This window comes from Ascidiaceihabitans sp., from assembly GCF_039986515.1.
In the GTDB taxonomy this organism is placed as follows: Bacteria; Pseudomonadota; Alphaproteobacteria; order Rhodobacterales; family Rhodobacteraceae; genus Ascidiaceihabitans.
Genome location: NZ_JBDWQO010000007.1, coordinates 86,713 through 113,202, shown reverse-complemented (window position 1 = coordinate 113,202; position 26,490 = coordinate 86,713). Strand labels below are relative to the sequence as shown.

At 55.6% G+C, this 26,490-nt stretch carries 27 protein-coding genes, 2 tRNA genes and 1 pseudogene; 18 read left to right on the top strand and 12 right to left on the bottom strand.

The window, feature by feature from the left end; all coding sequences use genetic code 11:
* Entirely contained in the window at positions 1 to 1,071 is a 1,071-nt protein-coding gene (locus tag ABJL60_RS03180; protein WP_348374739.1) for an Mrp/NBP35 family ATP-binding protein, read from the bottom strand.
* Positions 1,072 to 1,312: 241 nt separating this feature from the next.
* Here ABJL60_RS03180 and ABJL60_RS03175 point away from each other — a divergent pair, with 241 nt between their 5' ends.
* From ABJL60_RS03175 to ABJL60_RS03155, 5 genes are all read left to right on the top strand, one after another.
* Positions 1,313 to 1,537 carry a DUF1127 domain-containing protein gene (locus ABJL60_RS03175; RefSeq protein ID WP_348285223.1) on the top strand — a complete coding sequence of 75 codons (225 nt, stop codon included), beginning with the start codon at positions 1,313 to 1,315 and terminating at the stop codon, positions 1,535 to 1,537.
* Positions 1,538 to 1,920: 383 nt separating this feature from the next.
* Positions 1,921 to 2,601, top strand: coding sequence for a nitroreductase (locus tag ABJL60_RS03170; RefSeq protein ID WP_348285222.1), 681 nt, complete (start codon positions 1,921 to 1,923; stop codon positions 2,599 to 2,601).
* 74 nt (positions 2,602 to 2,675) lie between these two features.
* Complete coding sequence (locus ABJL60_RS03165) at positions 2,676 to 3,575, top strand: NAD-dependent epimerase/dehydratase family protein (protein WP_348374737.1); 900 nt, start codon at positions 2,676 to 2,678, stop codon at positions 3,573 to 3,575.
* A 94-nt stretch (positions 3,576 to 3,669) separates the two neighbouring features.
* Positions 3,670 to 4,059: an MAPEG family protein gene (locus ABJL60_RS03160; protein ID WP_348285220.1), complete on the top strand. Its 390-nt coding sequence runs from the start codon at positions 3,670 to 3,672 to the stop codon at positions 4,057 to 4,059.
* 490 nt (positions 4,060 to 4,549) lie between these two features.
* A tRNA-Gly gene (locus ABJL60_RS03155) sits at positions 4,550 to 4,624 on the top strand.
* Positions 4,625 to 4,892: 268 nt separating this feature from the next.
* On the opposite strand, the gene ABJL60_RS03150 is transcribed toward ABJL60_RS03155, so the two are convergent.
* Positions 4,893 to 4,978, bottom strand: a tRNA-Leu gene (locus tag ABJL60_RS03150).
* 139 nt (positions 4,979 to 5,117) lie between these two features.
* Between ABJL60_RS03150 and ABJL60_RS03145 the strand changes: the two genes are divergently transcribed.
* The 3 genes from ABJL60_RS03145 (at position 5,118) to lipB (ending at position 7,510) form a co-directional block, all read left to right on the top strand.
* Complete coding sequence (locus ABJL60_RS03145; RefSeq protein WP_348374736.1) at positions 5,118 to 6,119, top strand: hypothetical protein; 1,002 nt, start codon at positions 5,118 to 5,120, stop codon at positions 6,117 to 6,119.
* A gap of 73 nt (positions 6,120 to 6,192) precedes the next feature.
* On the top strand, positions 6,193 to 6,855 hold the full coding sequence (locus ABJL60_RS03140; RefSeq protein ID WP_348285217.1) for a DsbA family oxidoreductase: 663 nt from the start codon (positions 6,193 to 6,195) through the stop codon (positions 6,853 to 6,855).
* A gap of 4 nt (positions 6,856 to 6,859) precedes the next feature.
* Positions 6,860 to 7,510 (top strand): lipoyl(octanoyl) transferase LipB, encoded by a 651-nt coding sequence (lipB, locus tag ABJL60_RS03135; protein WP_348374734.1) that lies wholly within the window; start codon positions 6,860 to 6,862, stop codon positions 7,508 to 7,510.
* Positions 7,511 to 7,527: 17 nt separating this feature from the next.
* Here the strand turns inward: lipB and ABJL60_RS03130 are convergent.
* The 3 genes and pseudogenes from ABJL60_RS03130 to ABJL60_RS03120 all read right to left on the bottom strand — a co-directional run bounded on the left by ABJL60_RS03130 (position 7,528) and on the right by ABJL60_RS03120 (position 8,838).
* Positions 7,528 to 8,309: pseudogene (locus ABJL60_RS03130) on the bottom strand (Hint domain-containing protein).
* Positions 8,215 to 8,589 (bottom strand): hypothetical protein, encoded by a 375-nt coding sequence (locus ABJL60_RS03125; protein WP_348374732.1) that lies wholly within the window; start codon positions 8,587 to 8,589, stop codon positions 8,215 to 8,217. The pseudogene ABJL60_RS03130 and the gene ABJL60_RS03125 overlap by 95 nt, the downstream one beginning before the upstream one ends.
* 96 nt (positions 8,590 to 8,685) lie before the next feature.
* Entirely contained in the window at positions 8,686 to 8,838 is a 153-nt protein-coding gene (locus ABJL60_RS03120) for a hypothetical protein (protein WP_348285213.1), read from the bottom strand.
* Positions 8,839 to 9,082: 244 nt separating this feature from the next.
* Here ABJL60_RS03120 and ABJL60_RS03115 point away from each other — a divergent pair, with 244 nt between their 5' ends.
* The 4 genes from ABJL60_RS03115 (at position 9,083) to ABJL60_RS03100 (ending at position 13,403) form a co-directional block, all read left to right on the top strand.
* Positions 9,083 to 10,102: a Hint domain-containing protein gene (locus tag ABJL60_RS03115; RefSeq protein ID WP_348374730.1), complete on the top strand. Its 1,020-nt coding sequence runs from the start codon at positions 9,083 to 9,085 to the stop codon at positions 10,100 to 10,102.
* A 373-nt stretch (positions 10,103 to 10,475) separates the two neighbouring features.
* Positions 10,476 to 12,158, top strand: coding sequence for a cytochrome c oxidase subunit I (gene ctaD, locus ABJL60_RS03110; RefSeq protein WP_348285211.1), 1,683 nt, complete (start codon positions 10,476 to 10,478; stop codon positions 12,156 to 12,158).
* Between the two features lie 101 nt (positions 12,159 to 12,259).
* The gene (locus ABJL60_RS03105) at positions 12,260 to 12,820 is read left to right on the top strand and encodes a hypothetical protein (RefSeq protein ID WP_348374728.1); all 561 of its coding nucleotides are present in this window, start codon (positions 12,260 to 12,262) and stop codon (positions 12,818 to 12,820) included.
* A gap of 100 nt (positions 12,821 to 12,920) precedes the next feature.
* Positions 12,921 to 13,403 (top strand): DUF2244 domain-containing protein, encoded by a 483-nt coding sequence (locus ABJL60_RS03100; protein WP_348374726.1) that lies wholly within the window; start codon positions 12,921 to 12,923, stop codon positions 13,401 to 13,403.
* 76 nt (positions 13,404 to 13,479) lie between these two features.
* Here the strand turns inward: ABJL60_RS03100 and ABJL60_RS03095 are convergent, their stop codons facing one another.
* Positions 13,480 to 13,941 carry a GatB/YqeY domain-containing protein gene (locus ABJL60_RS03095; RefSeq protein ID WP_108828888.1) on the bottom strand — a complete coding sequence of 154 codons (462 nt, stop codon included), beginning with the start codon at positions 13,939 to 13,941 and terminating at the stop codon, positions 13,480 to 13,482.
* A gap of 192 nt (positions 13,942 to 14,133) precedes the next feature.
* On the opposite strand from ABJL60_RS03095, the gene carA reads away from it, so the two are divergent.
* Together carA and ABJL60_RS03085 are read left to right on the top strand one after the other, a co-directional pair.
* The gene (gene carA, locus ABJL60_RS03090; protein WP_348374724.1) at positions 14,134 to 15,291 is read left to right on the top strand and encodes a glutamine-hydrolyzing carbamoyl-phosphate synthase small subunit; all 1,158 of its coding nucleotides are present in this window, start codon (positions 14,134 to 14,136) and stop codon (positions 15,289 to 15,291) included.
* A gap of 132 nt (positions 15,292 to 15,423) precedes the next feature.
* Positions 15,424 to 17,322: a glycosyltransferase gene (locus tag ABJL60_RS03085; protein ID WP_348374722.1), complete on the top strand. Its 1,899-nt coding sequence runs from the start codon at positions 15,424 to 15,426 to the stop codon at positions 17,320 to 17,322.
* A 26-nt stretch (positions 17,323 to 17,348) separates the two neighbouring features.
* Here ABJL60_RS03085 and ABJL60_RS03080 read toward each other — a convergent pair whose 3' ends face one another.
* Positions 17,349 to 17,993, bottom strand: a complete 645-nt coding sequence (locus tag ABJL60_RS03080) for a GntR family transcriptional regulator (protein WP_108828890.1) — start codon at positions 17,991 to 17,993, stop codon at positions 17,349 to 17,351.
* A 102-nt stretch (positions 17,994 to 18,095) separates the two neighbouring features.
* Between ABJL60_RS03080 and ABJL60_RS03075 the strand changes: the two genes are divergently transcribed.
* On the top strand, positions 18,096 to 18,743 hold the full coding sequence (locus tag ABJL60_RS03075; protein ID WP_348374720.1) for a pyrimidine 5'-nucleotidase: 648 nt from the start codon (positions 18,096 to 18,098) through the stop codon (positions 18,741 to 18,743).
* An 85-nt stretch (positions 18,744 to 18,828) separates the two neighbouring features.
* Positions 18,829 to 20,031, top strand: a complete 1,203-nt coding sequence (locus ABJL60_RS03070; protein ID WP_348374718.1) for a UbiH/UbiF family hydroxylase — start codon at positions 18,829 to 18,831, stop codon at positions 20,029 to 20,031.
* 58 nt (positions 20,032 to 20,089) lie between these two features.
* On the opposite strand, the gene ABJL60_RS03065 is transcribed toward ABJL60_RS03070, so the two are convergent.
* From ABJL60_RS03065 to ABJL60_RS03055, 3 genes are all read right to left on the bottom strand, one after another.
* Positions 20,090 to 21,214, bottom strand: a complete 1,125-nt coding sequence (locus ABJL60_RS03065) for an aminotransferase class V-fold PLP-dependent enzyme (RefSeq protein WP_348374716.1) — start codon at positions 21,212 to 21,214, stop codon at positions 20,090 to 20,092.
* 157 nt (positions 21,215 to 21,371) lie between these two features.
* Positions 21,372 to 21,827: an Lrp/AsnC family transcriptional regulator gene (locus ABJL60_RS03060; RefSeq protein WP_348285204.1), complete on the bottom strand. Its 456-nt coding sequence runs from the start codon at positions 21,825 to 21,827 to the stop codon at positions 21,372 to 21,374.
* A gap of 9 nt (positions 21,828 to 21,836) precedes the next feature.
* Positions 21,837 to 22,292 (bottom strand): Lrp/AsnC family transcriptional regulator, encoded by a 456-nt coding sequence (locus tag ABJL60_RS03055; RefSeq protein ID WP_348285203.1) that lies wholly within the window; start codon positions 22,290 to 22,292, stop codon positions 21,837 to 21,839.
* 131 nt (positions 22,293 to 22,423) lie between these two features.
* On the opposite strand from ABJL60_RS03055, the gene ilvC reads away from it, so the two are divergent.
* Positions 22,424 to 23,446, top strand: a complete 1,023-nt coding sequence (ilvC, locus tag ABJL60_RS03050; RefSeq protein WP_348374714.1) for a ketol-acid reductoisomerase — start codon at positions 22,424 to 22,426, stop codon at positions 23,444 to 23,446.
* Positions 23,447 to 23,592: 146 nt separating this feature from the next.
* Positions 23,593 to 24,513, top strand: a complete 921-nt coding sequence (locus ABJL60_RS03045; protein ID WP_348285202.1) for a DMT family transporter — start codon at positions 23,593 to 23,595, stop codon at positions 24,511 to 24,513.
* Positions 24,514 to 24,563: 50 nt separating this feature from the next.
* On the opposite strand, the gene ABJL60_RS03040 is transcribed toward ABJL60_RS03045, so the two are convergent.
* Both ABJL60_RS03040 and glmM read right to left on the bottom strand, forming a co-directional pair.
* Positions 24,564 to 25,043, bottom strand: a complete 480-nt coding sequence (locus ABJL60_RS03040; RefSeq protein WP_348285201.1) for a DUF4279 domain-containing protein — start codon at positions 25,041 to 25,043, stop codon at positions 24,564 to 24,566.
* A gap of 100 nt (positions 25,044 to 25,143) precedes the next feature.
* Positions 25,144 to 26,490, bottom strand: a complete 1,347-nt coding sequence (glmM, locus tag ABJL60_RS03035) for a phosphoglucosamine mutase (protein ID WP_348285228.1) — start codon at positions 26,488 to 26,490, stop codon at positions 25,144 to 25,146.

Sequence of the window (26,490 nt, the reverse complement as noted above, 5' to 3'; positions counted from 1 at the left end):
TCAGGCCATCCCGCCTTTGATCAACCCCTCAGCGATCTTTGCATAGGCCTGCGCCATCGGCCCCTCGCCCGCTGCAATCGGTGTCCCACCGTCGCCTGCAAGCCGTGTGTCCAGATCAATCGGCAACGCCCCCAGCAACGGCACGCCCATCTTGTCGGCCTCGGCCGCAACACCGCCCTGCCCGAAGATCTGATGTTCGGACCCGCAATCGGGGCAGACAAACATCGACATGTTTTCGATCAGTCCCAAGACAGGGGTCTTGAGCGTCGCGAACATATCCAGCGCTTTGCGCGCATCGATCAGCGCCACGTCTTGCGGCGTGGACACCACAATAGCACCTGTTAGCTCGGATTTGGTACATAAGGTCAGTTGCACGTCGCCTGTACCGGGGGGCAGATCGACAAGCAGCACATCCAGCTCGCCCCACTCCACCTGCCCCAGCATCTGTTGCAGCGCGCCCATCAACATGGGGCCACGCCAGACGACAGCTTTGCCTTCTTCCATCATGAAACCAATGGACATCAGGGTGACGCCGTGGGCGTGCAAAGGAATGATCGTTTTGCCATCCGGCGATGCGGGGCGTTTGTTCACACCCATCATGCGCGGTTGCGAGGGGCCGTAGATGTCGGCGTCCAGCAGGCCAACTTTGCGGCCCTGTTTGGCCAAGGCGACGGCAAGGTTTGAAGACACGGTGGATTTGCCAACGCCGCCTTTGCCCGATCCAATCGCCAAAATGCGCTGTACGCCGGACGGCTTGGTTGGGCCGTCTTGCGGCTTGGGATGGCCGCCGATTTTCAAGTTGGGCGGCGGGGCTTTTGCGGCGGGGCCATGCGCCGTCAAGGCGGCAGACACTTTGGACACCCCGTCCAATTCCATCACAACGGCTTCTGCGGCTTTGCGCGCCCCTTCCATCTGGGTGGCGATTTCGGGCGTCGGTGCCTCAACCACAAAACTGACGCTGTCGCCGTTGATCGTGACCGCACGGATCATGTCCCGGCTGACCAGTGTATCGCCGCCTGGCAGCCCCACACGGGACAAAGCGGATAGGACGTCTTCTTTGGTCACGGACATATGGCGCGTCTCCTTTAATATCGTCAGTCGTGTAATTGTGCTTTTTGAACAAAAGAACAAGGCATTCCGTCATGGCCTACTTAATTCGCAAACCGCATTATTATTAAGCGCTTGAATTTCAAGGTTAACGCTATGCAGTTGCTGCATGGCAGCATTGAAAAACTAATCATTGTGCAAGCGCAGCATTGGCATATGTTACCCCTAACGAACGACGCAGTAGCCAACGAAAGACGAGATAATCATGGCATACTTTACAGACGCAACCGCACGCAATGACCTGACAGGTCGCGTATTGGCAACACTGGCACAGTGGCTTGACGCCGCAGCGACACGTCGCGCAAAGCGCCGCGTTTACCGCGCCACGTTCAATGAGCTGGCCAGCCTAACCAACCGCGATCTGGCTGATCTGGGCATCAACCGCAGCGAAATCAGACGTTTGGCCTATGAGGCCGCGTACCTGAACTAAGACAACGAGATCAGGCGCTTCTTTCCTCCTCCCTTGAAGCGTCTGCTTTACGCGGTGACATCTTTCTCCTCCCTTTAGGGTGTCACCGCATTTTCACACCGGACCCGAAGGTCCAAAGACAAAAACCGGATCAGGCGCCCTCTCCTCCCTTGGTGCGTCTGTGCATAGCGGCAGCATCTTTCTCCTCCCATTAAGATGCTGCCGCATACTGCACCCAATAACCTGCAGGGTCTCTCCTCCTCCCTGACGCTGCAGGTTCATCAAGACGGCGGTCGCTCCTCCCAGCGGCCGTCGTTTTTCGTTTGATGTGTCAAAATTCCGTAAGGTCGCGATTGACCCGAACCCGCCCAGCGCCAAAGTTGACGCGCAAAGGGAGACCGCACATGAACCTCGACGACGCGATGAAAACCCGCCGCAGCATCCGCGGCTATCAAGACAAACCCGTTCCCAAAGAGCTGATCGAAGAGATCATCGCCCTGGCCAACCGTGCACCGTCGTCCATGAACACGCAGCCATGGCATTTACATGTGTTGACCGGTGCCCCCCTGAACAAAGTGCGCATGGGCAATCAAAGCCGCATGATGGAAGGCGTGCCGCCAAGCCGCGAAATTCAGGACCATGGCGCATATGAAGGTGTACACCGCGATCGCCAGATCGAGATAGCGGTACAGCTGTTTGAGGCCATGGGCATTGAACGCGATAACAAGGAAAAACGTCTGGATTGGGTCATGCGCGGGTTTCGCCAATTCGATGCCCCTGTATCTATCGTGGTGTGCTACGACAAGTCCATGGAGCCGGGCGGCACCATCGCACATTTTGACCTTGGCGCCGTCACTTACGGGTTGGTTTTGGCGGCATGGTCCAAAGGATTGGGCTGCGTGATCAACGGTCAGGGTATTATGCAAAGCCCTGTTGTGCGCGAAATCGCCCAAATTCCCGACGACCAGATCATCATGACCTGTGTGGCAATGGGCTGGCCGGATGACAGTTTCGACGCCAACGCGGTCGTATCCCGGCGCCGTCCTGTCGAAAACCTGACCCGTTTTGTGGGGTTTGACGACTGACATCACTTCAGATCTTGACCTAAAGCGTACTTCAGGCGCCACCCTCGTTCAAAATCACTGCCGGGGGATACGCGATGACATTGGATGTCTTTTTACTGGGTGGCACAGGGTCCATTGGCACGGGCCTAGTCACTGAACTTGTGGCAAGGGGCCACCGTGTTACAGCCTTAAGCCGGTCTGCAGCGTCGGATCATCGCCTGCAAGCTATGGGTGCGCAAGTTTTGCGCGGCGATATGATGGATCCCGCCCATTGGATGCCTGCCGCCCTGTCTCACGACGCGTTTGTTCAAGCCGCCGCAACATTTGGCGACGATATGGCCGAGGCCGACAATCGTGTTGTCTCACAACTGTTGGCGGATGCAGAACGCACCGGACCCAAGCTACGGGTTTTGTACACTGGGGGCTGCTGGCTTTATGGCGACACTGGCGGCAACACCGCCACCGAAACATCTGCGTTCGATCCCCTGCCCGCCTTTGCGTGGATGGTGCATCATGCGCAGCGCTTGTTACAGGCCAGTCATCTGTCTGTCGCAGTCATACATCCTGCCATGGTGTATCATTTGGATGGCGGTGGGGTCTTTGAACGGTTTCGCGACGCAGCCCGTTCCCATGATCCGGTGGAAATTTGGGGAAAACCCAACACAAGATGGCCGCTGATAGAACGGCACGATCTGGCACGGGCCTATTGCGATCTGTTGGTATGTCCCGATCTACGCGGACATTTCAACGCCGTGGCACAGCAAGGTGTGCGGGTCGGCGACATCGCAAACACGATCACGCACTTCTATGCGAGCCAAAGCAGCACAGTGGTCCGCAGCGTGGCCGACGTGATGCAAGCGCACGGGGCATGGGCCAAAGGCCCGACGCTTGACCAATCCCTGTCCAGCGCAAAACTGCAAACCGCAACGAGATGGCATCCCCGTTTCACCAAGTTTCAGGCAGCGCTTAATCTACACACTGTTAAAGCCAGCTGACAAACAGCACTGATCACGATTCCCCCCTCCGCAAAGCGCTGGTCAGTTCCACCGCCCCGTGCGAAAACTGTGCGATCAAGAAAAAGGAAGCCCTATGTCCCTCGTCATTACATCACTTTACGCGGGTCTTATTGCCCTGCTGTTCATCGCCCTTAGCGTTCGCGTTGTGCGCTATCGCCGTGGCAATCGCGTGTCGGTCGGGCACCAAGGCCACAAAGATCTGGAACAACGCATGCGTGCGCAGGCCAACTGCGGCGAATACGCACCAATGGGTCTGATTCTGCTGCTCATTTCGGAAATCCAAGGGGCCCCGCCAGTGGCATTGCATGTCCTTGGCATCATGTTGGTGGCTGGTCGGGTCATGCATGCAATCGGATTCTCAAAGCACCCGCAGATCATGGGGTTGCGTGTCGGCGGCATGGTTTTGACCTTTTCGATGATTTTGTTCACCGCGTTGGGTCTTTTGGCGCACGCGTTGTTTTAAGCACTTCCCATAAGACGGGGGCGCGCGGCACAACATTGGCGTCGCGCACCTCCAAAGACCCATTTTGGGGATTGCAGCCTATTGAGTGGCCATGATGCACACATCCCCATGCGCATCTAAGTGCAAACTTCCCGCGTCCGATTGGACAGCGCTTCCGATGCCGATGAAAACGACCAGAAGCGCCAGCTTTAAATCACCTAAAACACTCATCTTAACCTCCTGTTTTTATTTTTAGAAAACGATGCGCAGGCCTCTGCGTCTCTTTGCGCCGGCACACTGCACCGGTACTTTTTCCGAAGATAGAATCCATCGAACCCTCCAAAAAATATCAGCGCAGTTTTGCAAGGTGCAGTTGCTGCATCGTCGTCTCGTCATGCCCTTAATACGCAGCGCCAAAGACCTTCCGTCGCGATAACTCATTTTTTTTGCATTTCTTGAAAATTAGCCCTTGCAGGTTTTGTGTAGCGATTATATTCCGCCTCTCAAGGAAGCGGGCGTAGCTCAGGGGTAGAGCATAACCTTGCCAAGGTTAGGGTCGGGCGTTCGAATCGCCTCGCCCGCTCCAATATAACCACCATACCCCGGTGGTTAACGATAGGGTCACCTTCGGGTGGCCCTTCGTCGTTTCAGTGCCTTGATATCTTACTATAATTTGGCCAAGCCCAATCGCTTGATTCCCACAAATTTGGAACACGATACGCAAACGGCTAGCGCCGCCAGTGTCAGAAAGGCCGCGGTGCAAATTACAAAATGTAAGAGAATTTTAGTGCGCCCGTTCGGACATTTTCCGAACTCAAAAGATAAATCGGCCGGATCGTTCGAATTTATGAGATTGGTGCGGTCGAGAAGACTCGAACTTCCACGGGTGTTACCCCACAGCGACCTCAACGCTGCGCGTCTACCATTCCGCCACGACCGCACGCCATGGATGGTGAGCAGGCTTTACCCCCCTTGCGCACAGATGTGAAGAGAAAATTGACGTAAAGCAAAACTCAGTGCAAACTCCCGCTATACGCGTAGTCATTTTTACAAAATCATTCACAAAGCATGGAATTTTCATGACAAATCCTTTTCCGCTTTCTCAGGCGCAGGTCCAGCTGACGCTAGCTGCTCTCGCTTATGCCGCTGACACCAAAGATTCCAAAGCCGGCGAATACCCCCCAATGAGCGTGGTCAAAGCCCGCATAACTGGCCAGTTGAACAGCAATGAATTTTGCGCAGATCACACGTGGACCGTTGTCTGGGGGCCAGTGCAGACCCCCCTGACCGACAATTTGGTCTATGTCGCCCTGAATACGGTTTCAGGCGAATTGGCTGTCAATTTACGGGGCACAACGACGCAATTTCTGTCGCGTCTTGAAGATCTGCCAAGTGGCCAAACAACGTTTCCCACTGGCAATACCACGGGCGCTGCGGTGTCTACTGAATTCCACAATGCCCTGTCGGAGATGCTGGATGCCAAAGATCCGGACACCGGACTGACGCTGCAAGCCTATGTCGCGGGCCAGATCACACAGGGGCAAACGGTTTATGTGAATGGTCATAGTCAGGGCGCGGCCCTTGTCCCTATGATGCAAGCGGCCCTTCAGAACGGGTGGAACAACATCCCCGGCATTGCAGCGACCTTCAAAGGGTTTGCATTCGCCCCTCCGACGTCTGGCAATCCTGCATTTGCCACTTGGGTCGCTGACAATGTGGACTGTTGGTTTGTGATAAATCCGTTGGACATCGTGCCTTTGGGGTATGACGCGATCATGGACATTATCACCAAGTCCATTCCCGGTCCCATTCCTGACGACTGGGAAGGTTACGCCATCAAAAAACTGGTGAATTATGCGGCCCACATTGCATCCTTGGCCGGCACTTGGGCGCAACCCTCGCAGCAGGCCCTGACCCAAAGCGTTCCCCTGCCCGACCTCCATTTCTTTGAGCAGATCGGCGGACAGCACAACCACAACAGCTATTTGCATCTTTTGGGGGCCAAACAAATCACCAATGATGCCAGCGGCGCGTCCCCGATGCCGGGACCGATCACACCTCCGTATGTGACTGTTTCTTAGACAAGGCGCGGCCTTGCAATTCGCATCAAGGGGCATGATCTTACCACCAACAGATCATTCCCCGGAGAAACGCATGGCAGATACAGCCCCCCAAGGTCCCGTTTTGGATGTAGACATCGTGTCGGACGTGATGTGCCCATGGTGCATTATCGGTTACAAGCAACTCGAACAGGCATTGGCTGCAACGGGTATCGGTGCGCGTATCCGCTGGCATCCCTTCGAATTGAACCCCGACATGCCAGTCACAGGGCAAAACACCTCGGAACATATTCAGCAAAAATACGGCAGCACCGCCGAACAATCCGCAGCGGCGCGTCAACAAATGACCGACCTTGGCACGTCACTGGGGTTTCAGTTCAACTGGACGCCGGACAGCCGGATGTGGAACACGTTTCTAACGCACCAAGTGCTGGACTTTGCCCTCAGCCAAGGGGTGCAACATCCGCTGAAGATGGCATTTTTTGATGCGCATTTCACTGACCAGCGCGACCTGTCCGATCGTGCGGTGTTGATTGACGTCGCAGCATCGGTTGGCCTTGATCCGGTGGATGTCGCCCGCGTCATCGACACGGGTGAACTGGCGGACACTGTGCGTGAAAAACAACAGTTCTGGACGTCGCGCGGCGTGTCGGGGGTGCCTTCTATGATTTTTGCCGGAAAATATCTGGTGACCGGTGCCCAAGGCGCAGACAATTATGCGCAAATCTTGCAACAAACCCTGAACGAGGCCGCCTGAGCCTATGGAATGGATCACCGCCCCCGGTTTGACAGAATACCGCATGGCAGAGGTTTGGATGGAAGACCGTGTGGCACAGATCGCAGCGGGCACTGCGCCCGAATGCATCTGGCTGGTCGAACATCCGCCGCTCTACACCGCAGGCACATCGGCCAAGCGCGAAGACCTGACCGATCCCGACCGGTTTGCAGTGTTCGACACCAAACGGGGTGGCCAATACACCTATCACGGTCCCGGCCAGCGGGTGGCCTATACCATGCTGGATGTGGGAAAGCGGGGGCGCGATGTGCGCCTGTTCGTGCAACAGCTTGAGGCTTGGGTGATTGCGGCCCTGTCAGAATTCAACGTCGACGGCCACATCCGCGAAGGCCGTGTGGGCGTCTGGGTTGAACGTCCCGATAAACCGCTCATGGCGGATGGCTCGCTGGCTGAAGACAAAATTGCAGCCATCGGCATCCGGTTGCGCAAATGGATCAGTTTTCACGGTCTTTCCATCAATGTGGAACCCGATCTGGACCATTTTTCAGGCATCGTGCCATGCGGCATCACCCAACATGGGGTGACGTCCTTGGTCGATCTTGGCCTGCCGGTCAGCATGGACGACGTAGATGTCGCGCTGCGGCGCAGCTTCGATCAAGTTTTCAACACGGCTTAAGGTCTGTGGATACGACTCTAGGGGGGCAAAGCCTGCAACGCTTGCTTTTCGTACCCGCGCAATGTCACCCGCGCACTTTCGCTTGCACAGCGCAACAGCTCTGGAAACAGGTCCTGCAGCTCTAGGGCGACATCATCGTCGTGCAGCGCGGCATCATCCATATGGTAGCTTTCGGTGGGCACCCCTTCCGCATAGATGATTTCATGTCGATCAATCAAAATGTGGTAATATGTGACTTCTGCAACCGGTTTGCGGAAAATCGTGTCGCCGTTGCCAGCGCACCTTTGGCGATCACAACCGGAGCAAATTTTCCCCGACCATCCACAATACGGGACAAAATAGCCCGCACAGGCTGTGCGCCGTTGTCGGACGTCTGCAGTTTCATATCTGTCGTCAGCTGTTCGACCGCGACAAGGCCTTGATCGGTTTCAATCATGGCACCGGCGGTGAAATCTCCAACAGATTGCTTCAAAACCCCGTCATCATTCAAGTCTTCGCGCAACTCGAAGATCGAGGTGTCGTATTGATTGAGGTCCAGAAAATCATTGTTGGTTTGGTCGTTGTCATCCAGAACGCCGGAATTGCCCGCGTTGAAATCGGTGATCGTGTCATTGCCGTCACCGGGGTTGTAGACAAAGACGTCATCGCCTGCCCCGCCAGTCAGCACATCGTCGCCTGCGCCCCCGTCGATGGAATCGTCGCCTTCAACGCCCGCAGGTGTGCCCGTGACCGAAATCGTGGCAGATAATGTATCCCCCAAGATTCTCCCAATAGCGGATCTGGATGGTGTATGTCTCATTCGGATCAAGGACCACATCGCCAAAGCGCGTGGTTGTGGGTTGGTCAAAGTCGTTGTTCAAATAGTCCAGCGTGCCGCCGGTCTGGTTAGCAAAACTGACAGGATTACCCGCTGAATCAAAGATCTGGATCGTAGACCCATCGTCCGAAGCCGTTGTCAGCCGGTACGTGCCGCCTGCTGTCGTGTTCAGCGTACTTGTATATACAACGCCAAAATCTTCGGGATTGCCTGTGGTGCCGCGCACCGAATTGGTCAGCCCGCCTTCGTTGAAATCAGACACATAACCCGACCCGGTGCGTGTGCCGTCTTCGATATCAAACGCCTGCCCAGCGGCAGAGGTAAAATCCTTGTCGAAGGTTTCGAAATGCCACGCCCCCTAGACGGGTCTATCGCCACTTAACACGTCATTGCCCGCGCCACCGGTTAAAGTGTCGTTGCCAAACCCACCGGTCAAGGTGTCGTTTGACGTGCTTCCCGTCAGCGTTTGATCGCCTTCGGTGCCGGGATTGGTGTTGTCGTTGGTCGCCATGTATTTTTCCAATCTCTGTCAGGTTCATTCACCTTTGACAGCTGAAAAAGACGCAGAGTTGGGTCTGACTGGGCCCTGGAAGGTACAAATTTAGAGCAATTTTGACAAAATTGAGGCAATTGACCCGCCCAACCCACTTTGCCTGTACTCCGCCGCAGTTGGGTCACCCAAAACCCGCAGCTTCGCCCGATTGTCGCCCCTTTTCGCCGCTAACCACGTCGCTACGGATGTAAAGGAACATGCCATGCAAGATAAACTGGACGGGCTATACGTGACGGATCAGCGCTACGACGCCACAAGCCATGATATGCCGCATATGAAAACTATCACGCTGCAGAACGTGTCCCACTGTGCCGTGCCGCTTGGTCCGTTTCAAATCTGGTCACAGTACGAGGGGCTGTTGCATGAATTTTCATCCGATGATCGCCTGCGCGGGCGTGCCCGGATGAATTTGGCCGACCCAATGCCGCGCACACGCAACCGTGTGGACAACCTGATCTTGGTAAACACGGACAGCCAAGAATACATCAGCACAGCAAAACTGGGTGGTTTGCCTTTCGGTTTTCCCGGCACGGCACAAACCGGCGCGTGGCACCATGAAACCCGGCCCCAAACAGACATGACAATTCCCTGTTTTACAGCAGGCACCCGCGTCATGACCCGCAAAGGTGAACTACCCATTGAAGAATTGCGGCCCGGCGATGCGGTCATCACCCGCGATGCTGGATTTATGCCGATCAAAGCCATCAGCCAACAAAGCTATTCACCTGCCGAACAACGTCTAAACCGCAATTTTCGCCCTGTCGTGTTGCCTGCCGGCAGCTTTGGCAACACCCGCGACCTGCATCTGTCGCCAGCCCACCGTTTGCTGATCAACGACCCTGCCGCGCAATATCTGTTCGACAAACCCGAGGTGCTTGTCGCGGCCAAAACGGCGCTTGGTTACGGGATGGTGCACCAGCAGGCCGCTGAATTCGACGTCACCTACTACCACATCCTGCTGGAACACCATGCTTTGATGCATGTGGAAGGTGTCTGGGTTGAAAGCCTGTTTTTGGGTGACATGCCAGAGAGGGTTCTGGACAATGGTAAGGTCTGGGCCGTAGCCGATGGTTTTGACATGGCAAATGCCGCACATTCCACCACCAGCCGCCCGGTCTTGCGCGGCAATGAGGCACGTACCCTTATGGAACGCTTACCGGATCGCACCGCAGATGTTGCACAAACCTATGCACCAAACGTAGTCTTTCTGCGTTCTGCCTAAGAAATGCCAGACACCCAAAGCCAGGCAGCGACCAGCACCTCGTAGAGGAACAAAACGCTCAAACAATTGGTACGTTTCCACATCGCAGCTATGTCACACCGTTTTCGCCCGGATTGTGCCGCTGAAAGACATCCGACTTGCGCGATTGTGCATATAAGGTTCAATCAGACCTGTCACATCGTCGCAGGTTTCAAGGCGATAATCCCCACAAAGCCATAGATTACAACGCAAACCCCTGCTGACACGGATATTTTTCCGCTTTCAGGCAAGTTTCAGACATTGCCCAGTAACCATTCGTCCATTAGAACCGAGCGGAATCCCCACGTGACGCGGGAACCGTTGCGTGGATCACACCATTATCAGGAGGCACCGCATGGCAGACGCAGCCATTCACGGGCACGACCATGAAGACGATCGCGGGTTTTTCACGCGTTGGTTCATGTCCACAAACCACAAAGACATCGGTATTCTGTACCTGTTTGTCTCAGCCTTTGTTGGCTTTATTTCTGTAGCATTCACCGTTTACATGCGCCTTGAGCTGATGGAACCCGGCGTGCAGTACATGTGTGCGCCTGAGTCAGGTGGCGCACGCTTTATTGCAGACGCTGCGCGAGAGTGTATTCCAAACGGACACCTCTGGAACGTTCTGATCACAGGCCACGGCATCTTGATGATGTTCTTTGTGGTTATTCCGGCGCTCTTCGGCGGCTTTGGCAACTACTTCATGCCGTTGCAAATCGGCGCGCCTGACATGGCCTTTCCACGCATGAACAACCTGTCGTTCTGGCTTTATGTCGCCGGTACAACATTGGCGGTCTGCTCTGTTCTGTCACCGGGTGGCAACGACCAGCTTGGGTCCGGTGTCGGTTGGGTTTTGTATCCACCGCTGTCGGTGAACGAAGGTGGCATGTCCATGGACCTTGCGATCTTCGCGGTGCACGTCTCTGGTGCCTCGTCCATTCTGGGCGCGATCAACATGATCACAACCTTCCTGAACATGCGTGCCCCCGGCATGACCCTGTTCAAGGTGCCGTTGTTTTCATGGTCGATCTTTGTCACAAGCTGGCTGATCCTGTTGTCTTTGCCAGTTCTGGCGGGCGCGATCACAATGCTTTTGATGGACCGTAACTTTGGGTTCACCTTCTTTGATCCAGCAGGCGGTGGCGATCCGGTCTTGTACCAGCACATCCTGTGGTTCTTTGGGCACCCAGAGGTCTACATCATCATCCTGCCCGGCTTTGGCATCATTTCCCACGTCATCGCGACCTTCGCGCGCAAGCCGATCTTTGGCTACCTGCCAATGGTTTGGGCGATCATCGCAATCGGCGTGTTGGGCTTTGTTGTGTGGGCGCACCACATGTACACAGTCGGCATGTCACTGAACCAGCAAGCCTACTTTATGTTGGCGACGATGGTCATCGCGGTGCCCACAGGCGTCAAGGTCTTTAGCTGGATTGCGACCATGTGGGGCGGCTCGATTGAGTTCAAAACACCAATGCTTTGGGCCTTCGGTTTCTTGTTCCTCTTCACACTTGGTGGGGTCACAGGGATCGTATTGTCGCAAGCCGCTGTGGACCGTTACTATCACGACACATACTACGTTGTGGCACACTTCCACTACGTGATGTCCTTGGGCGCGGTCTTCGCCATCTTCGCAGGCATCTACTTCTACCTGCCGAAAATGTCGGGCCGTATGTATCCTGAATGGGCGGGCAAGCTGCACTTCTGGGCGATGTTCATCGGGGCCAACCTGACGTTCTTCCCACAGCACTTCCTGGGCCGTCAGGGCATGCCACGTCGTTACATCGACTACCCTGAGCAATTTGCTTACTGGAACGTATGGTCGTCTTACGGCGCATTCCTAAGCTTTGCGTCCTTCTTGTTCTTCTTCGGCATCATTGCTTACACGCTGCTGAAAGGTGCGCGTGTGACGGAAGCCAACCCATGGAATGAATACGCGGACACGCTGGAGTGGACATTGCCGTCTCCTCCCCCAGAGCACACGTTCGAAATTCTTCCAAAGCAGGAAGACTGGGACAAGCAGCCAGGTCACTAAACTGACAAGGTTCATAAACATCAAAAGGCCCCAACGGCGGTTGGGGCCTTTATTTTTGACACCAATGTGTAGATCCACGTGGTCCATTTGCAGGTAAGCCCATGTTGCTGGCGTCCCCACCCCCACCAGATGCACTATATATCGGCACCACAGGCGCCGTTTTTGGACTAGGTCTGGTTCTCGGTGTGATTCAGATGCGTCCAGCTTGGCATGCTTTGGGGATAGGTATCCTGTTTGCCAGCGTCGGCCATTTGACGCTGTATTTGCACCTGCAGGACGCGGTATACCAAACGGATGCCGGGGTCCGGTTCATACCGTTTCCACCTGCGTCCCGATTTGCAACGCCTGGGCTTTGGTTCTTGGGATTTGCGCTATGGCTCTACCTCACACGCATGTGGATGGGGAAGCGGACACAACGACTTGTTCTTACAGCCCTTTGGACGACTGTGACGTGTCAGATCGCCGCGTATTATGCCGAAAGTGGAACCTACGACCCTCTCCCCCACACCAGCCAAGACGCCTTTCTTGAAGCTCTCCGACACAATGCAATATTGGAACATATCCATATCAGCGCCCAAGTGGCCGTTGTGATAGGTCTGATGGTAATAATATTGGCACCAGTTGTCTGGCGTATGCGGTTCATCCCTCAAACCAAATCGTAAGGTGCATCTTGATGCACCTCTGCCCCTGAACGAAACGTCGCATGTTGCCAACTGGGATCCAAAGCTATTGTTTGTAGACAGCAACCACAGACACGCAGACATGCCTTACCACTGGACCAACCCACCACATAGCAGCCCTGAAGTCATGCAGCTTTGGCCACATGAAAGCTTGCCGCCAAAAGGCATGGCTGCATTCGTGCTGTCTACATTCACCTTGATCCTGATCCCAACATTGCCACTGCTCGGATCACCGATCCTTTGGGGGCTTTTGCCATTTTTATTGCTGGCGGTCTGGGGCATCTACTTTGCGCTGCAACGAAACCACAAAGCGCGCCAGATCGTCGAAGTTTTGACCCTGAGTGAGGACGCGGCCGTGTTGGTGCGGACCAATCCCAAGGGCGACCAACAGATTTGGGAATGTAATCGCTATTGGACCCAAGCTGTGAAATACGACTCCGACGGTCCGGTGCCGCATTACGTTACGCTGCGCGGCAACGGACGCGAGGTCGAAATCGGAGCATTCCTGAGCGAGGAAGAACGGATTGAACTATACGACGATCTCTTGCGGGCATTGAAACGCTAAACCCCAAGAAAAAAGGCGGGCTGAACCCCGCCTTACCGCTTCAATCGCGTAAGGTGCACCTTGGTGCACCCGCAGCTTACGAACAAAGGCGATCCTTGACCATTGGCCCCACAGCGCCGAAATCCATCTGGCCGGTGTATTTGGCTTTCAAAGCGCCCATCACCTTGCCCATATCGCGGATGCTGTCGGCGCCCACTTCCACAACGGCGGCCTCAACGGCGGCGGCGGCTTCTTCATCACTTAGTTGTTTTGGTAAAAACTCTTCAATAACCGCAATTTCCGCCTGTTCCCGTTCCGCCAAATCCAAACGGCCGCCTTCTTCATAGACACGGGCACTGTCAGCACGTTGCTTGGCCATTTTACCCAAAATCGCAAGAATATCGGATTCGGCGACACCTTCGTCTGCGCCGCTGGCACGGGCATCGATGTCCTTGTCTTTGATGGCGGCGTTGATCAAGCGCAGCGTCGACAAACGATCAGCCGCTTTGTCTTTCATCGCCTGCTTTAAATCCGTCGATATCTTGGTTCTCAAGTCCATTTTATGTCCCATCCCCACGGGTTGCCTCACAGCCTTGTACTCTACCGTTTGCCGCAGTGCAGCGCAACCATCTCTCAATTTGCTAACCCGTTGATTTAAAACAATTTACAAAACACATATCCACTTGACCCGAACAGACCACGGCATTAAGTTCCGACAAATTTGCTCAGATTCTGCAAGAGAGGCTCGCCCATGACCGCTTCCGCCCCCAACCGCCCCACCGCCTGTTTGGCTCTTGCGGATGGGACGTTGTTTTACGGCATCGGCTTTGGCGCAACTGGCGAAACCACAGCAGAGCTGTGTTTCAACACCGCCATGACGGGCTATCAGGAAATCATGACCGACCCGTCGTATGCAGGTCAGGTTGTGACGTTCACCTTCCCCCACATCGGCAACACCGGCGTCACCCCGGAAGATGACGAAACCGCAGATCCTGTGGCCGCTGGTATGGTTGTGAAATGGATGCCAACCACCCCGTCCAACTGGCGCAGCGCGGGACCTTTGGGTGACTGGCTCGCCACACGTGGGCGTATCGCGATCGGTGGTGTGGACACACGCCGCTTGACCCGTGCTATCCGCCAGGCAGGCGCACCTCACGTGGCGTTGGCCCACAATCCGGACGGCGAATTTGACGTTGAGGCGCTGGTCGCAAAAGCCCGTGCTTTTGCAGGCCTGGAAGGTATGGATTTGGCGCGTGAAGTCACCTGTGCCCAGTCTTATCGCTGGGATGAAATGCGGTGGGCTTGGCCCGACGGCTACACCCGTCAGGAAGCCCCCAAATACAAAGTTGTCGCCATCGATTATGGCGCCAAACGCAATATCCTGCGCTGCCTCGCATCTGCTGGTTGCGATGTGACTGTTCTACCTGCCACCGCAACCACTGAAGACGTCCTGTCCCATAAACCGGACGGCGTGTTTCTGTCCAACGGCCCCGGTGACCCTGCCGCCACTGGTGCATATGCTGTGCCGATGATTCAGGGCGTTCTGAACCAAACCACCCTGCCCGTCTTTGGAATTTGCCTCGGCCACCAGATGCTGGCACTGGCACTTGGCGCACAGACCGTCAAAATGAACCACGGCCACCACGGCGCAAACCACCCTGTGAAAGACCACGACACAAACAAGGTCGAAATCACATCCATGAACCACGGGTTTGCTGTAGATGCGCAAAGCCTGCCCGACGGCATCATCGAAACGCACACCTCGCTGTTCGACGGGTCGAACTGTGGCATCCGCATGAAAGATCGTCCGGTGTTTTCAGTGCAGCACCACCCCGAAGCCAGCCCGGGGCCACAAGACAGCTTCTATCTTTTTGAACGTTTTGCAGAGGCCATGGCCGCACGCGCTTAAGTTTTTTAGCATTTTCAACACTCTGTGGTTGAAAATGCTGCGCTTCGTTAACGGCGCTTCAAATTTTAACGGACCATTAACTCTGCTCAGGCAGGAGCATTGGGTGACGCAGTTCATCCAAAGGCTTTCGACGTGAGTGATCCAAGGCTCAGATTTGCAGACCCGGCCGGCGTGGTGCCCGATGTGGCACCCGCCCCCTTCGGGCGGCATTTGGTGAATACGGGCGCAATCAGCCAAACCGATCTGGTCAATGCCATGGGGCTTCAGGCGCGGATTGATGCGCGGTTGGGTGATATTTTGAAAGCTGACGGATTGATCAGTGATGACGTCATCCTTGATACATTGTCCAAACAATATAACGCCCAACGCATTGACCTGAACCAAGACGAACCACGCCTTGGCATGGCAGACGCCTTGCCTGCCACGCTATGCTTGAAACACCGTGTGGTGCCATGGTTATGGATCGGCAACACCCTTCTTGTGGCCACCAACGACCCTGCCAAATTTGACCATTTCCGCGCTTGTGTTGGCAGTTTGCGTACCACAATGTTGCCCGTCATCGCTGACCCGATGCACATTCAGACCCAATTGAGTCGCCTCTATGGGTTTGAATTGGCCCAAAAGGCTGTGGCCCGCGTGCCCAGCATCGAAAGCTGCCGCAATTGGGGCCGCAAAATTCCGAACCGCAACGGTCTTGCCATCGCAGTCTTCGGGGCGCTTTTGTTAAGTTTATTGGTGGCACCCAAATTGATGATCGGGCTCGCGGTGGTCTGGGCTGTTTTCACCCTGATCTTAACCACAGTGCTGAAAAGTGGCGCTTTTCTTGCGCAGATCGTGCAATCAGTTGCCCACAGTCCAGAGGTTTCGACCCTCGACCAAAACCAGTTTCGACTGCCACGTGTGTCCATCATGGTTCCGCTGTTGCGCGAAAAAGAAATCGCAGGTGCGTTGGTAAAACGCTTGTCGCGGCTGACGTATCCCAAATCCTTGCTTAACGTCGTTTTGGTGCTAGAGGTCAAAGACACCATCACACGCCACACCCTTGCAAACACCGAATTGCCCCCTTGGATCAGCGTGATTGAAGTCCCCGAAGCCGCAGGCCCAACCACCAAACCCCGCGCGTTGAATTACGCGCTGGATTTTTGTCATGGCAGTATTATCGGGGTGTGGGACGCCGAAGACGCCCCTGAGCCGGATCAGATCGAAAAAGTCGTTATGCGCTTCAACCAAGCCCCTGAAAACACAGCATGTTTGCAGGGTGTTCTGGACTATTACAACCCGCGCACAAACTGGATTTCACGGTGTTTCACCATCGAATACGCAACGTGGTGGCGGCTGGTCATGCCCGGCATGGCCCGTCTTGGGCTTGTGATCCCTTTGGGGGGAACAACTCTTTTCTTCAAACGCGATATTTTGGAGAAACTGGGGGGATGGGACGCGCATAACGTCACCGAAGATGCAGATTTGGGGGTCCGGTTGGCGCGGCACGGATATGTCACTGAACTGTTGCCCACCGTCACCCATGAAGAGGCAAACTGCCGCGCGTGGCCGTGGGTCAGGCAAAGGTCGCGATGGTTGAAAGGGTTTTTAATCACCTATTGCGTGCACATGCGGGCACCGGGCCAGCTGATGAAAGACCTTGGGTTTGTGCGGTTTATGGGGCTTCAGGCGATTTTTCTGGCCTCGTTTTCGCAATTCGCCTTGGCCCCGCTTTTATGGTCCTTCTGGCTTGTGCCTTTGGGCCTAGCCCATCCCGCGCAAGGCATGTTCGGGGCGGATCTTTTGGTGGCGATGATGTTCTTGTTTATTGGCGCTGAATTGCTGTCTCTGGCCATGGGGCTGGTGGCTGTGTCGGGGCGTCCACACCGCCATTTGATGGCATGGGTTCCAACCATGCCAGTCTATTTTACCCTTGGCGCTTTAGCCAGTTACAAGGCCCTCTACGAGATGATCACAGACCCGTTCTATTGGGACAAAACCGAACACGGTGTGGCCCACCGCACCGACACGCCATCTGCCGACACAAGCTGACCGCCAAGCGTTTAAGCCTTTGGCGCTTAGGCTTCTTCTTCGCGTCGCGCCGCATCCTGTTTCAAGCGGGTCATGAATGCCACAGAAATATGTTCACGCAGCGCCGCACCTGCGGCCGCTTCGTCTTTGGCTTCAATCGCAGTGACAATGGCATCGTGTTCACGCTGTGCGATCGCCCCGCGCCCCTGAGCCGCCAGCGACGTGGTCGCCATCAACGCCATCGTCCGATGCACCAAATCCAGCTGCTGCACGAGATAGCGGTTGTGCGACGCAAGGTGGATTTGTTTGTGAAAACGGCGATTTGCGCGGGCCAATGCCGCCGCATCGTCCACAAGTGCGTTATCTTGTTCGACCATGTGACGCAGAATACTGACTTCTTCCTCATTTGCGTGCCGCGCAGCCAAAGACGCCGCCAACCCTTCCAGTTCACGACGCACCACATAAAGCTCTGCCATTTGATTGTGATCCAAAGACGCCACGATCAGGCTCCGTCCGTCCCGCGCCAAAAGCGATTGGGTCTCCAGACGCTGCAAAGCTTCGCGGATGGGTGTGCGCGACACACCAAAGCGTTCCGCCAATTCACTTTCTACCAAGCGGTCACCAGGCTTGTAGACCCCAACATCAATCGCTTCGAGGATCATGGAATAGGCGTCAGTGGGGTTCGATTTCATAGCAAGGATCCGATCACAAAAGGTCCATCACCTTAACGCACGTCAAGCGATGCGCAAGGCTTTGATCTTGCATGCAATACCATGCCTGCTATGCAAGGCCCCATGTTGCAAAGCGCCTTTTCCCATGTCCGTGCCTGGGTCTTCGACCTTGATAACACGCTTTATCCACCGACCGATCGTTTGTTCGATCAGATCGAAGTCAAAATGCGCGATTTTGTGATGGATGCTGTGGGTGTTGATGCCGTTGAGGCCGACAGGCTGCGGGTGCAGTATTGGCAGACCTACGGCACGTCATTGGCAGGCTTAATGCATGAACACGGTGTCCCGCCTTGGCCCTTTTTGCACGACGTGCATCAAATCGACCTAAGCCACATGACCAAAGACATGGCGTTGGCTGCAATGATCAAAGACCTGCCCGGGCGCAAAATCGTCTACACAAACGGAACAGAGCCTTACGCGCAAAACGTGTTAAAAGCCCGTGGGTTAGACGGCTTGTTTCATGCGGTTTACGGCGTTGAGCACGCAAATTACGTGCCCAAACCCCGTGCCGAAGCCTTTCAACAGGTCTTTGCTACAGATGGCATAGACACACAAAACGCTGCGATGTTCGAAGACGAATTGCGCAATCTGGAAGTGCCCCATGCCATGGGAATGCGAACGATCCATGTCGCCGAAACCCGTCAAGATGCACCTTACCTGCATCATCATACCCATGATCTAACGGCATTTTTGCAGGAGTTGACGGGGTAGGACAGGATGCCGCTTGGTCAAAAGGCCATACGCGCCCTAACTATAGTTTAATCGCTTCATCAATACGACAAACATAGGTGCGCACATGACCAACCAAACCTGCGATATCGTGATATCCGGTGGCGGCATTGCCGGGCTAACGGCCGCGGCCGCCTTCGGCACTGCGGGATTTCATGTGATTTGCGTTGATCCTACACCCCCGGTCACGCAACGTGACGCGGTCGGGGCGGATATGCGTACAACAGCCATGTTGCAACCTGCTAGCCGTGTTTTGCAAGACGCAGGCATTTGGGACCACATTGCGCCCTACTCTGCGGCGCTGCAAATCATGCGCATTGTCGACGCCGGTGGGCAGGCGCCAACAGCGCGCATCACCAAAGAATTTAACGCCGCTGATATTTCAGATGCGCCCTTTGGGTGGAATTTTCCCAACTATATACTGCGCCGCGAAATCCTGAACCGGTTGGACCACCTCGACACAGTGGATTTCCGCCCCGGTACCGCCACAACCACCCTTTTCACCCGCACAAAAACAGCGCGGGTTGGGTTATCGGACGGCAGCAAAATCAACACAAAACTGGTGATCGCAGCTGACGGGCGCACATCGCCTATGCGGCAAGCGGCAGGCATTGACGTGACCACAAAACGCTATGGTCAAAAGGCGCTTGCCTTCGCGGTCACCCACACCGTGCCACATGAAAATGTGTCTACGGAAATTCACCGCACAGGCGGCCCTTTCACCTTGGTGCCACTGCCCGACTACCAAGGGAAACCTTGTTCTGCGGTGGTATGGATGGACGACGGCCCCAAATCTCAAGCCCGCCATAATATGGATGTCGCCGCGTTCGAGGCCGAAATGACGACACGCAGCTGCGGGCTGTTTGGCCCTTTGACGCTTGCGTCAAACCGCACCATTTGGCCCATCATCAGCCAGACCGCGACCGAAATGCGGGGGCAACGGGTTGCGCTGATCGCAGAGGCGGCCCATGTTATGCCCCCTATCGGCGCCCAAGGCCTGAACATGAGCTTGCAAGACACCGCGACGCTTCTGGAATTTGCAAAAGCGAACCCCGATGGCCTTGGCGATGCGGACATGCTGGATGCTTATCAAAAAGCGCGCCTGTCCGACGTGCGCCTGCGTGTGACCGGCATTGATCTGCTGAACAGAGCCAGCCAAGTCGCACACCCTGCCCTACGCGACGCGCGGGCCATGGGATTGAACGCGATCTACGTGTTGGGGCCCGTGCGCAAAACGCTAATGCAAATGGGATTGGGGACGGGAAAATAGCTGCAAACTTTGTGCATCCCTTTCCCGTGCTTTAAGTGTGCCGAAAAACGGGAGCCGTTTACAGCACCTGATCCACAACACGTCCCAAACGATCCACTGTTGCTTCAACATCATACAATTTATCCAACCCGAACAATCCGATACGGAAAGTTTTGAAATCTTCGGGTTCATCACATTGCAACGGTACACCGGCTGCAATTTGCATGCCTTTTGCAGCAAAGCGTTTGCCGTTCTGAATGTCTGCATCCGACGTGTAGCTGACCACGACGCCCGGTGCGCCAAATCCTTGTGCTGCCACAGACACCACGCCTTTGGCGGCCAGCATGTCGCGGACAGCCGTTCCAAGCGCCCATTGTGCGTCTTTCAAACGCCCAAACCCGTAGCTTTTGGTTTCCAGCATTGTATCGCGGAAGTCGCGCAAAGCGTCTGTTGGCAAAGTTGCGTGATAGGCATGGCCGCCCCCGACATACGCCTGCATAATCGCGTGCCATTTGCCCAAATCAATTGCAAAGCTGTCTGACTGCCTTTCGGTCATCCGCGCAATTGCACGATCCGACAACATCACCAAACCGGCACAGGGTGAGGCGCTCCAGCCTTTTTGTGGCGCCGAAATCAACACATCGACACCGGTGGCTTTCATATCGACCCAAGCGCAACCCGAGGCGATACAATCCAGAACCATCAAGGCCCCGACATCATGGGCTGCGGCCGCCATGGCGGCTATATAGTCATCGGGCAAGATCACACCCGCGGATGTTTCCACATGCGGCGCAAACACAACATCGGGTTTTTGGGTGCGGATTGCGTCAACGACCTCTGCGATCGGGGCCGGTGCGAAGGGTGAAACAGTTGCGTTGCCTGTCTGACTGGCTTTCAAAACCGTGGTTGAGGCCGCCAAGCCCCCCATGTCGAAAATCTGGCTCCAACGGTAGCTGAACCAGCCATTGCGTACGACCAATACATCGGCATCCTTGCCAAACTGGCGTGCGACGGCCTCCATGCCGAACGTCCCGCCACCGGGCACCACAACCACTGCATCAGCGGCGTACACTTCTTTTAGCATGCTGGAGATGTCGTTCATAACTTGCTGAAACGCCACGCTCATGTGGTTCAGGCTGCGGTCAGTGAACACCACGCTAAACTCTTCAAGTCCGTTTGGATCTACCGTTTCAAGCAACGCCATTTGTCTGTTCTCCCTACATTCAAAGAAGGAATATGACGGTGAGCCCGCAAAAGGCAAAGTATACTTGGGTGCACAAAGCGGCTTGTGTCAGGGCCACCGATCCGATGGACGGCAAAGCGTTCCGATGGGGCAAATCGCGCACCCTATCGTGGTTGGATCAAAGAGGCCCCGGCAGCCGTTCTTCGCTCAGCAACACATTGGCTTCGACTTCACCCGCACCGGGCAACGTCATGATGCGGCGCCGTAACACGCGTTCGAAATCCGGCAAGTCCCGCGCCACGACACGCAAACGGTAATCATACAGCCCCAAAACATGTTCGACGCGCTGCACTTCGGGGATGGCGCTGACCGCGCGTTCAAAATCCTCAAGGCTGACGCGCCCTTTTGTGGCCAGTTTCACCCCCAAAAACACCGTGACTCCGAACCCGACAGCTTCTGCATCCAGATGCAATCGGCGGTTTTTCACCACCCCGGCAGATTGCAAGCGCTTGATACGACGCCATGTGGCGGGTTGTGACAGACCCACGATGCGGCCCAATGCGCCGGCGCTTTGCGTAGCATCAACCTGTAATGCCCGCAAAAGTGCGAAGTCTATTTCATCATATTCAGTCATATGCGCCCCTTATAGCGGAAGGCTTTCATTGGATTTGATCAAAGCCACCTGCATCAAGGCTTCGATGTCGGCGATACCGGGCAAGGTCAAAATCCGGTTGCGGTATATGTGCTGGTAGTGGCCCATATCGCGGGCGATCACTGACAAACGTACATCCACACGCCCCAAAAATGTCTGCATTTCTATCACTTCGGGCACCAAACGCGCCGCATCAAAGAAGTCCTCAAATGCCCGCCCAACCGTCTTGTCCAATGTGACACGCAACGACACTTCGACAGAATAGCCCAACGCCGTCCAGTCAATTTCAGCCTGAACCCCTTTGACGATACCTGCGTCTTGCAACCGCCCCTGACGACGCGCCAGCTTGGCCATGCTGACCCCACACCTCTGTGCAAGTTCGGACGGCGAAAGGGACGGGTCAGCCTGCCATTGTCGCAAAATACGCCGATCCAGATCATCAAGCATGAAAATTTCGCAATCTATAGTTTCGGCGAATTGTTTTTCACGTTTGTAGTTAAATAAACCCAAAATGCAACGCTGCATCTGGGAAAAAGGCTGCGTATAAAGCGTTCAGATATCAACTCGGAGAAAACACAATGCGTGTATACTATGATCGCGATTGCGATGTGAACCTTATCAAAGACATGAACGTGGCGATCCTGGGCTACGGCTCCCAAGGCCACGCCCACGCGCTGAACCTGCGCGATTCCGGTGCGAAGAACGTGGTTGTTGCCCTGCGCGCAGGCTCCCCTTCGATTGCCAAAGCCGAAGGCGAAGGCCTGAAGACAATGGAAATCGCCGAAGCCGCAGCTTGGGCCGACCTGATCATGTTCACAATGCCCGACGAATTGCAGGCAGAAACATACAAAAAATATGTCCACGACAACATCCGTGAAGGCGCAGCAATCGCATTCGCCCACGGCCTGAACGTGCACTTCGGCTTGATTGAGCCAAAAGCGGGCATCGACGTTGTGATGATGGCGCCAAAAGGCCCAGGCCACACGGTGCGCGGCGAATACACCAAAGGCGGCGGCGTGCCTTGCCTTGTTGCTGTGGACAAAGACGCATCCGGCAAAGCGCTGGAAATCGGTCTGTCCTATTGCTCTGCCATCGGGGGCGGGCGTTCCGGCATCATCGAAACAGACTTCCGCGAAGAGTGCGAAACGGACCTCTTCGGCGAACAGGCCGTTCTGTGTGGCGGTATCGTTGAACTGATCCGCATGGGCTTTGAAACACTGGTCGAAGCGGGCTACGAGCCTGAAATGGCCTACTTCGAGTGCCTGCACGAAACCAAGCTGATCGTGGACCTGATCTATGAAGGCGGCATTGCCAACATGGATTATTCCATCTCCAACACAGCGGAATATGGCCAGTACGTGTCCGGCCCGCGCATCTTGCCTTACGACGAGACAAAGGCGCGCATGAAAGCGGTTCTGTCAGACATCCAGTCCGGCAAATTCGTACGTGACTTCATGCTCGAAAACGCTGTTGGCCAGCCCACAATCAAATCTTCGCGCCGGTCCAACGACGAGCACCAGATTGAAGTTGTTGGTGGCAAATTGCGCGACATGATGCCGTGGATTTCTGCGGGCAAAATGGTCGACAAAGCCAAGAACTAAGACAAGGTCGATTTGACCCCAAGGGGCCCGGTCGGAAACGTCCGGGCCTTTTTCGTGGCGAAACGCTGCGACACCACAGCCATACCCCCATCGGTTTCGCCGCGAAACCTTGTTTATTAACAACAGGTTAACGCAAGGACAGCACAATGAACGCACCGCAACCCGACATCACCGGACGCAGCTGGCTTTTTGTCGCCATCCTCGGGTTGACGTGGGGCGGCACGTTTCTTGTGACCGAAGTCGCCTTGCGCGGCATCACCCCCTTCTGGCTGGCCGCAGGGCGCATCGGATTTGGCGCGGTGCTGATGACAGCGATCTGGCTGGCCATGGGCGTGCGCCTGTTCAGCGAAAAACCAAACCGCAGCACACTCGCGACCCTGACTATCATCGGCGCCCTCAGCTCTGCGGTGCCCTTCATGTTGCTGGCATGGGGACAGCAATATGTCACCGGCGGCTTTGCGGGGGTGTCCATGGCGGCGGTGGCCTTGATGGTCTTGCCGCTGGCGCATTTCCTCGTGCCCGGTGAACGCATGACATGGCGCAAATCACTAGGGTTTGGGATCGGGTTCGCAGGCGTCGTGATCCTGATCGGCGCGCAAGCCTTTGAAAGCACAGGGGCTTCGCTGGAAACACCGGGGCGCATTGCCTGTCTTTCGGCGGCGATGTGTTACGGCTTCAGTTCCATCCTGATGCGCCGCCTGCCCGCCGTGGACACCATTGGGTTGGCCACCGTCTTGCTGCTGATCGCCGCCTGCATCACGATCCCCGTGGCCATAATCGTAGAAGGCCCACCACCCCTGCCCGACACGAACACACTGCTGGTCATCGCCTTCCTCGGCCTGATCCCCACCGCTGCCGCCAACTTCCTGCGCACCTACGTCGTGCGCACCGCGGGGCCTGTGTTCATGTCGCTCACCAACTATCAGGTGCCTTTGTGGTCCGTCCTGCTCGGCGCATGGCTGCTGAACGAGCCACTGCCCCCCTCGCTGCTCTGGGCGATGATGCTGATTTTGGCGGGGGTTGGTTTGAGCCAATATGGGGCGTTTAAGCGGTTGTTTGGGCGGTGATGGGTTAGTTTAGATGTCGAATGTCGACTAAGCGATTGCAAGCCATCAAATCAGACAACGTTAGTATCGACGTCCGCTCGAACGCCAAGCTGCTCTCGTAAATCAACCATTTCTTCGTGATAATCACCAAAACTGTATGTGTCAAACCAGAAGCCAATACCGAGTGTTGTGATCTCTTTTTGGTGCTCAAAATTGGGCTCCCAACTAAAGCTCTGATAATAGAAGCCAACACAGACAATTTGAAGTTTAGCGAGCGTAGATGCGCGAAGAATGCTATCCCGCTTTGGCCGCAACTTTCGAAGCAATTCATTGATGTGACTGTCTAAGTTCTCAGTATCGAGCAGACCACTATCCATTTTCCAACATGAGCTTTTCCGATTGTGCTTATTGCCTCTCACTTCAAACTCTTCGCCAGTTTCCCAGCATTCGGACGGCTCCAAACCGAGTTCGTTTGTTAACTGAATTGGATCAAAAGAACCTGTCGCTCGAAAATACGCGTATTCACGATCAGTATCGGCTGAGTTGGACATTGATGTTCCCTGTTCTTACTGTGCACGCGAACATTAGACTAGGCTGAACGGATGTGCAAAATGGGCTCGAAGAAGACCTTCACCATTTGCGGAACACCACCTATCCCCCCACAGCCTCTTCAACAGCCCGCACAATCCCATCAACTGACGCATTCAAAATGCCTTCATCCTCGCTTTCCGCCATCACGCGGATCAGCGGTTCTGTGCCGGATTTGCGGATCAGCAGGCGGCCGTTGCCGACGAGGTCTGCTTCGGCTTGGGTGATTGCGGCTTGGACATGGGCGTCCTCAAGTGGCTTTTGATCGACGGAATATCGCACGTTTTTAAGAAGTTGCGGAACGGGATTAAAGTTGTGCATCAAATCGGACGCCCGCTTTTCGCTGCGTACCATTTCGGCCAAGAACTGTAGCCCTGCCATCAGCCCGTCACCTGTTGTGGCATAATCCGTCATCACAATGTGACCTGATTGCTCCCCGCCCAGATTGAACCCGCCTTGTCGCATGCGTTCGACCACGTAGCGGTCGCCGACATTTGTCCGCTCCAGCCGCACGCCTTTGCCCTCAAGGAACCGTTCTAGTCCAAGGTTCGACATGACCGTCGCCACCAAAGCCCCGCCTTTCAGCTTGTCCTCAGCTGCCCAACGCGACGCCATCAGCGCCATGAATTGATCGCCGTCGCCGACCTTGCCCGTCTCGTCCAGCAGGATCACGCGGTCCGCATCGCCATCCAGACAAATCCCGACGTCTGCGCCATGGGCAACCACGGCCTCGGCGGCTGTCTGGGGGTGGGTTGAACCGCAATGTTCGTTGATGTTGTGCCCGTTTGGGGAAGTGCCGACAGGGATCACCGTCGCGCCCAATTCCCAGAGCGTCATGGGGGCGACGTGGTGCGCGGCCCCGTTGGCGCAGTCGATCACGATCTTCATGCCATCAAGCCGCATTTGCCGAGGGAACGATGATTTCACCCGCTCGATATAGCGAAACCGGCTGTCGTCAATCCGTTTGGCGCGGCCGATGTTGGGGGCGTCCGTGGGCTCAACCCCTGCAGCGACCAGCGCCTCGATCTCGGCCTCGACCGCATCGGACAGTTTGAACCCATCTGGCCCAAAGAATTTGATCCCGTTGTCTTGTGCCGGATTGTGGCTGGCCGAGATCATCACCCCAAGGTCCGCACGCATGGACCGCGTCAGTAACCCCACGGCGGGCGTCGGCACAGGCCCCAAAAGCAGCACGTTCATGCCAGTCGATGTCAGCCCGGCCGTCAGCGCATTTTCGAACATATACCCCGAAAGCCGCGTGTCTTTGCCGATCACAACGCGGTGGGCGCTGTTGCCGTCGCGCCTGAAATACCGCCCCACCGCCGCGCCGATGCGCAGCGCCATTTCGGCTGTCATAGGATGAATGTTGGCCGTGCCACGCACGCCGTCGGTACCAAATAGCTTTGTCAT

Bases quoted from the DNA above. Each gene is read 5' to 3' on its own strand.
- ABJL60_RS03070 (WP_348374718.1), top strand. From the start codon at position 18,829: ATGACCAACCAAACCTGCGATATCGTGATATCCGGTGGCGGCATTGCC.
- ilvC (WP_348374714.1), top strand. From the start codon at position 22,424: ATGCGTGTATACTATGATCGCGATTGCGATGTGAACCTTATCAAAGAC.
- ABJL60_RS03080 (WP_108828890.1), bottom strand. From the start codon at position 17,993: ATGAAATCGAACCCCACTGACGCCTATTCCATGATCCTCGAAGCGATT.
- ABJL60_RS03075 (WP_348374720.1), top strand. From the start codon at position 18,096: ATGTTGCAAAGCGCCTTTTCCCATGTCCGTGCCTGGGTCTTCGACCTT.
- ABJL60_RS03175 (WP_348285223.1), top strand. From the start codon at position 1,313: ATGGCATACTTTACAGACGCAACCGCACGCAATGACCTGACAGGTCGC.
- ABJL60_RS03040 (WP_348285201.1), bottom strand. From the start codon at position 25,043: ATGTCCAACTCAGCCGATACTGATCGTGAATACGCGTATTTTCGAGCG.
- ABJL60_RS03165 (WP_348374737.1), top strand. From the start codon at position 2,676: ATGACATTGGATGTCTTTTTACTGGGTGGCACAGGGTCCATTGGCACG.
- ABJL60_RS03105 (WP_348374728.1), top strand. From the start codon at position 12,260: ATGTTGCTGGCGTCCCCACCCCCACCAGATGCACTATATATCGGCACC.
- ABJL60_RS03180 (WP_348374739.1), bottom strand. From the start codon at position 1,071: ATGTCCGTGACCAAAGAAGACGTCCTATCCGCTTTGTCCCGTGTGGGG.
- ctaD (WP_348285211.1), top strand. From the start codon at position 10,476: ATGGCAGACGCAGCCATTCACGGGCACGACCATGAAGACGATCGCGGG.
- ABJL60_RS03065 (WP_348374716.1), bottom strand. From the start codon at position 21,214: ATGGCGTTGCTTGAAACGGTAGATCCAAACGGACTTGAAGAGTTTAGC.
- glmM (WP_348285228.1), bottom strand. From the start codon at position 26,490: ATGACAAAGCTATTTGGTACCGACGGCGTGCGTGGCACGGCCAACATT.
- carA (WP_348374724.1), top strand. From the start codon at position 14,134: ATGACCGCTTCCGCCCCCAACCGCCCCACCGCCTGTTTGGCTCTTGCG.
- ABJL60_RS03170 (WP_348285222.1), top strand. From the start codon at position 1,921: ATGAACCTCGACGACGCGATGAAAACCCGCCGCAGCATCCGCGGCTAT.
- ABJL60_RS03120 (WP_348285213.1), bottom strand. From the start codon at position 8,838: ATGGCGACCAACGACAACACCAATCCCGGCACCGAAGGCGATCAAACG.
- ABJL60_RS03045 (WP_348285202.1), top strand. From the start codon at position 23,593: ATGAACGCACCGCAACCCGACATCACCGGACGCAGCTGGCTTTTTGTC.
- ABJL60_RS03160 (WP_348285220.1), top strand. From the start codon at position 3,670: ATGTCCCTCGTCATTACATCACTTTACGCGGGTCTTATTGCCCTGCTG.
- ABJL60_RS03100 (WP_348374726.1), top strand. From the start codon at position 12,921: ATGCCTTACCACTGGACCAACCCACCACATAGCAGCCCTGAAGTCATG.
- ABJL60_RS03055 (WP_348285203.1), bottom strand. From the start codon at position 22,292: ATGCTTGATGATCTGGATCGGCGTATTTTGCGACAATGGCAGGCTGAC.
- ABJL60_RS03115 (WP_348374730.1), top strand. From the start codon at position 9,083: ATGCAAGATAAACTGGACGGGCTATACGTGACGGATCAGCGCTACGAC.
- ABJL60_RS03095 (WP_108828888.1), bottom strand. From the start codon at position 13,941: ATGGACTTGAGAACCAAGATATCGACGGATTTAAAGCAGGCGATGAAA.
- ABJL60_RS03140 (WP_348285217.1), top strand. From the start codon at position 6,193: ATGGCAGATACAGCCCCCCAAGGTCCCGTTTTGGATGTAGACATCGTG.
- lipB (WP_348374734.1), top strand. From the start codon at position 6,860: ATGGAATGGATCACCGCCCCCGGTTTGACAGAATACCGCATGGCAGAG.
- ABJL60_RS03145 (WP_348374736.1), top strand. From the start codon at position 5,118: ATGACAAATCCTTTTCCGCTTTCTCAGGCGCAGGTCCAGCTGACGCTA.
- ABJL60_RS03060 (WP_348285204.1), bottom strand. From the start codon at position 21,827: ATGACTGAATATGATGAAATAGACTTCGCACTTTTGCGGGCATTACAG.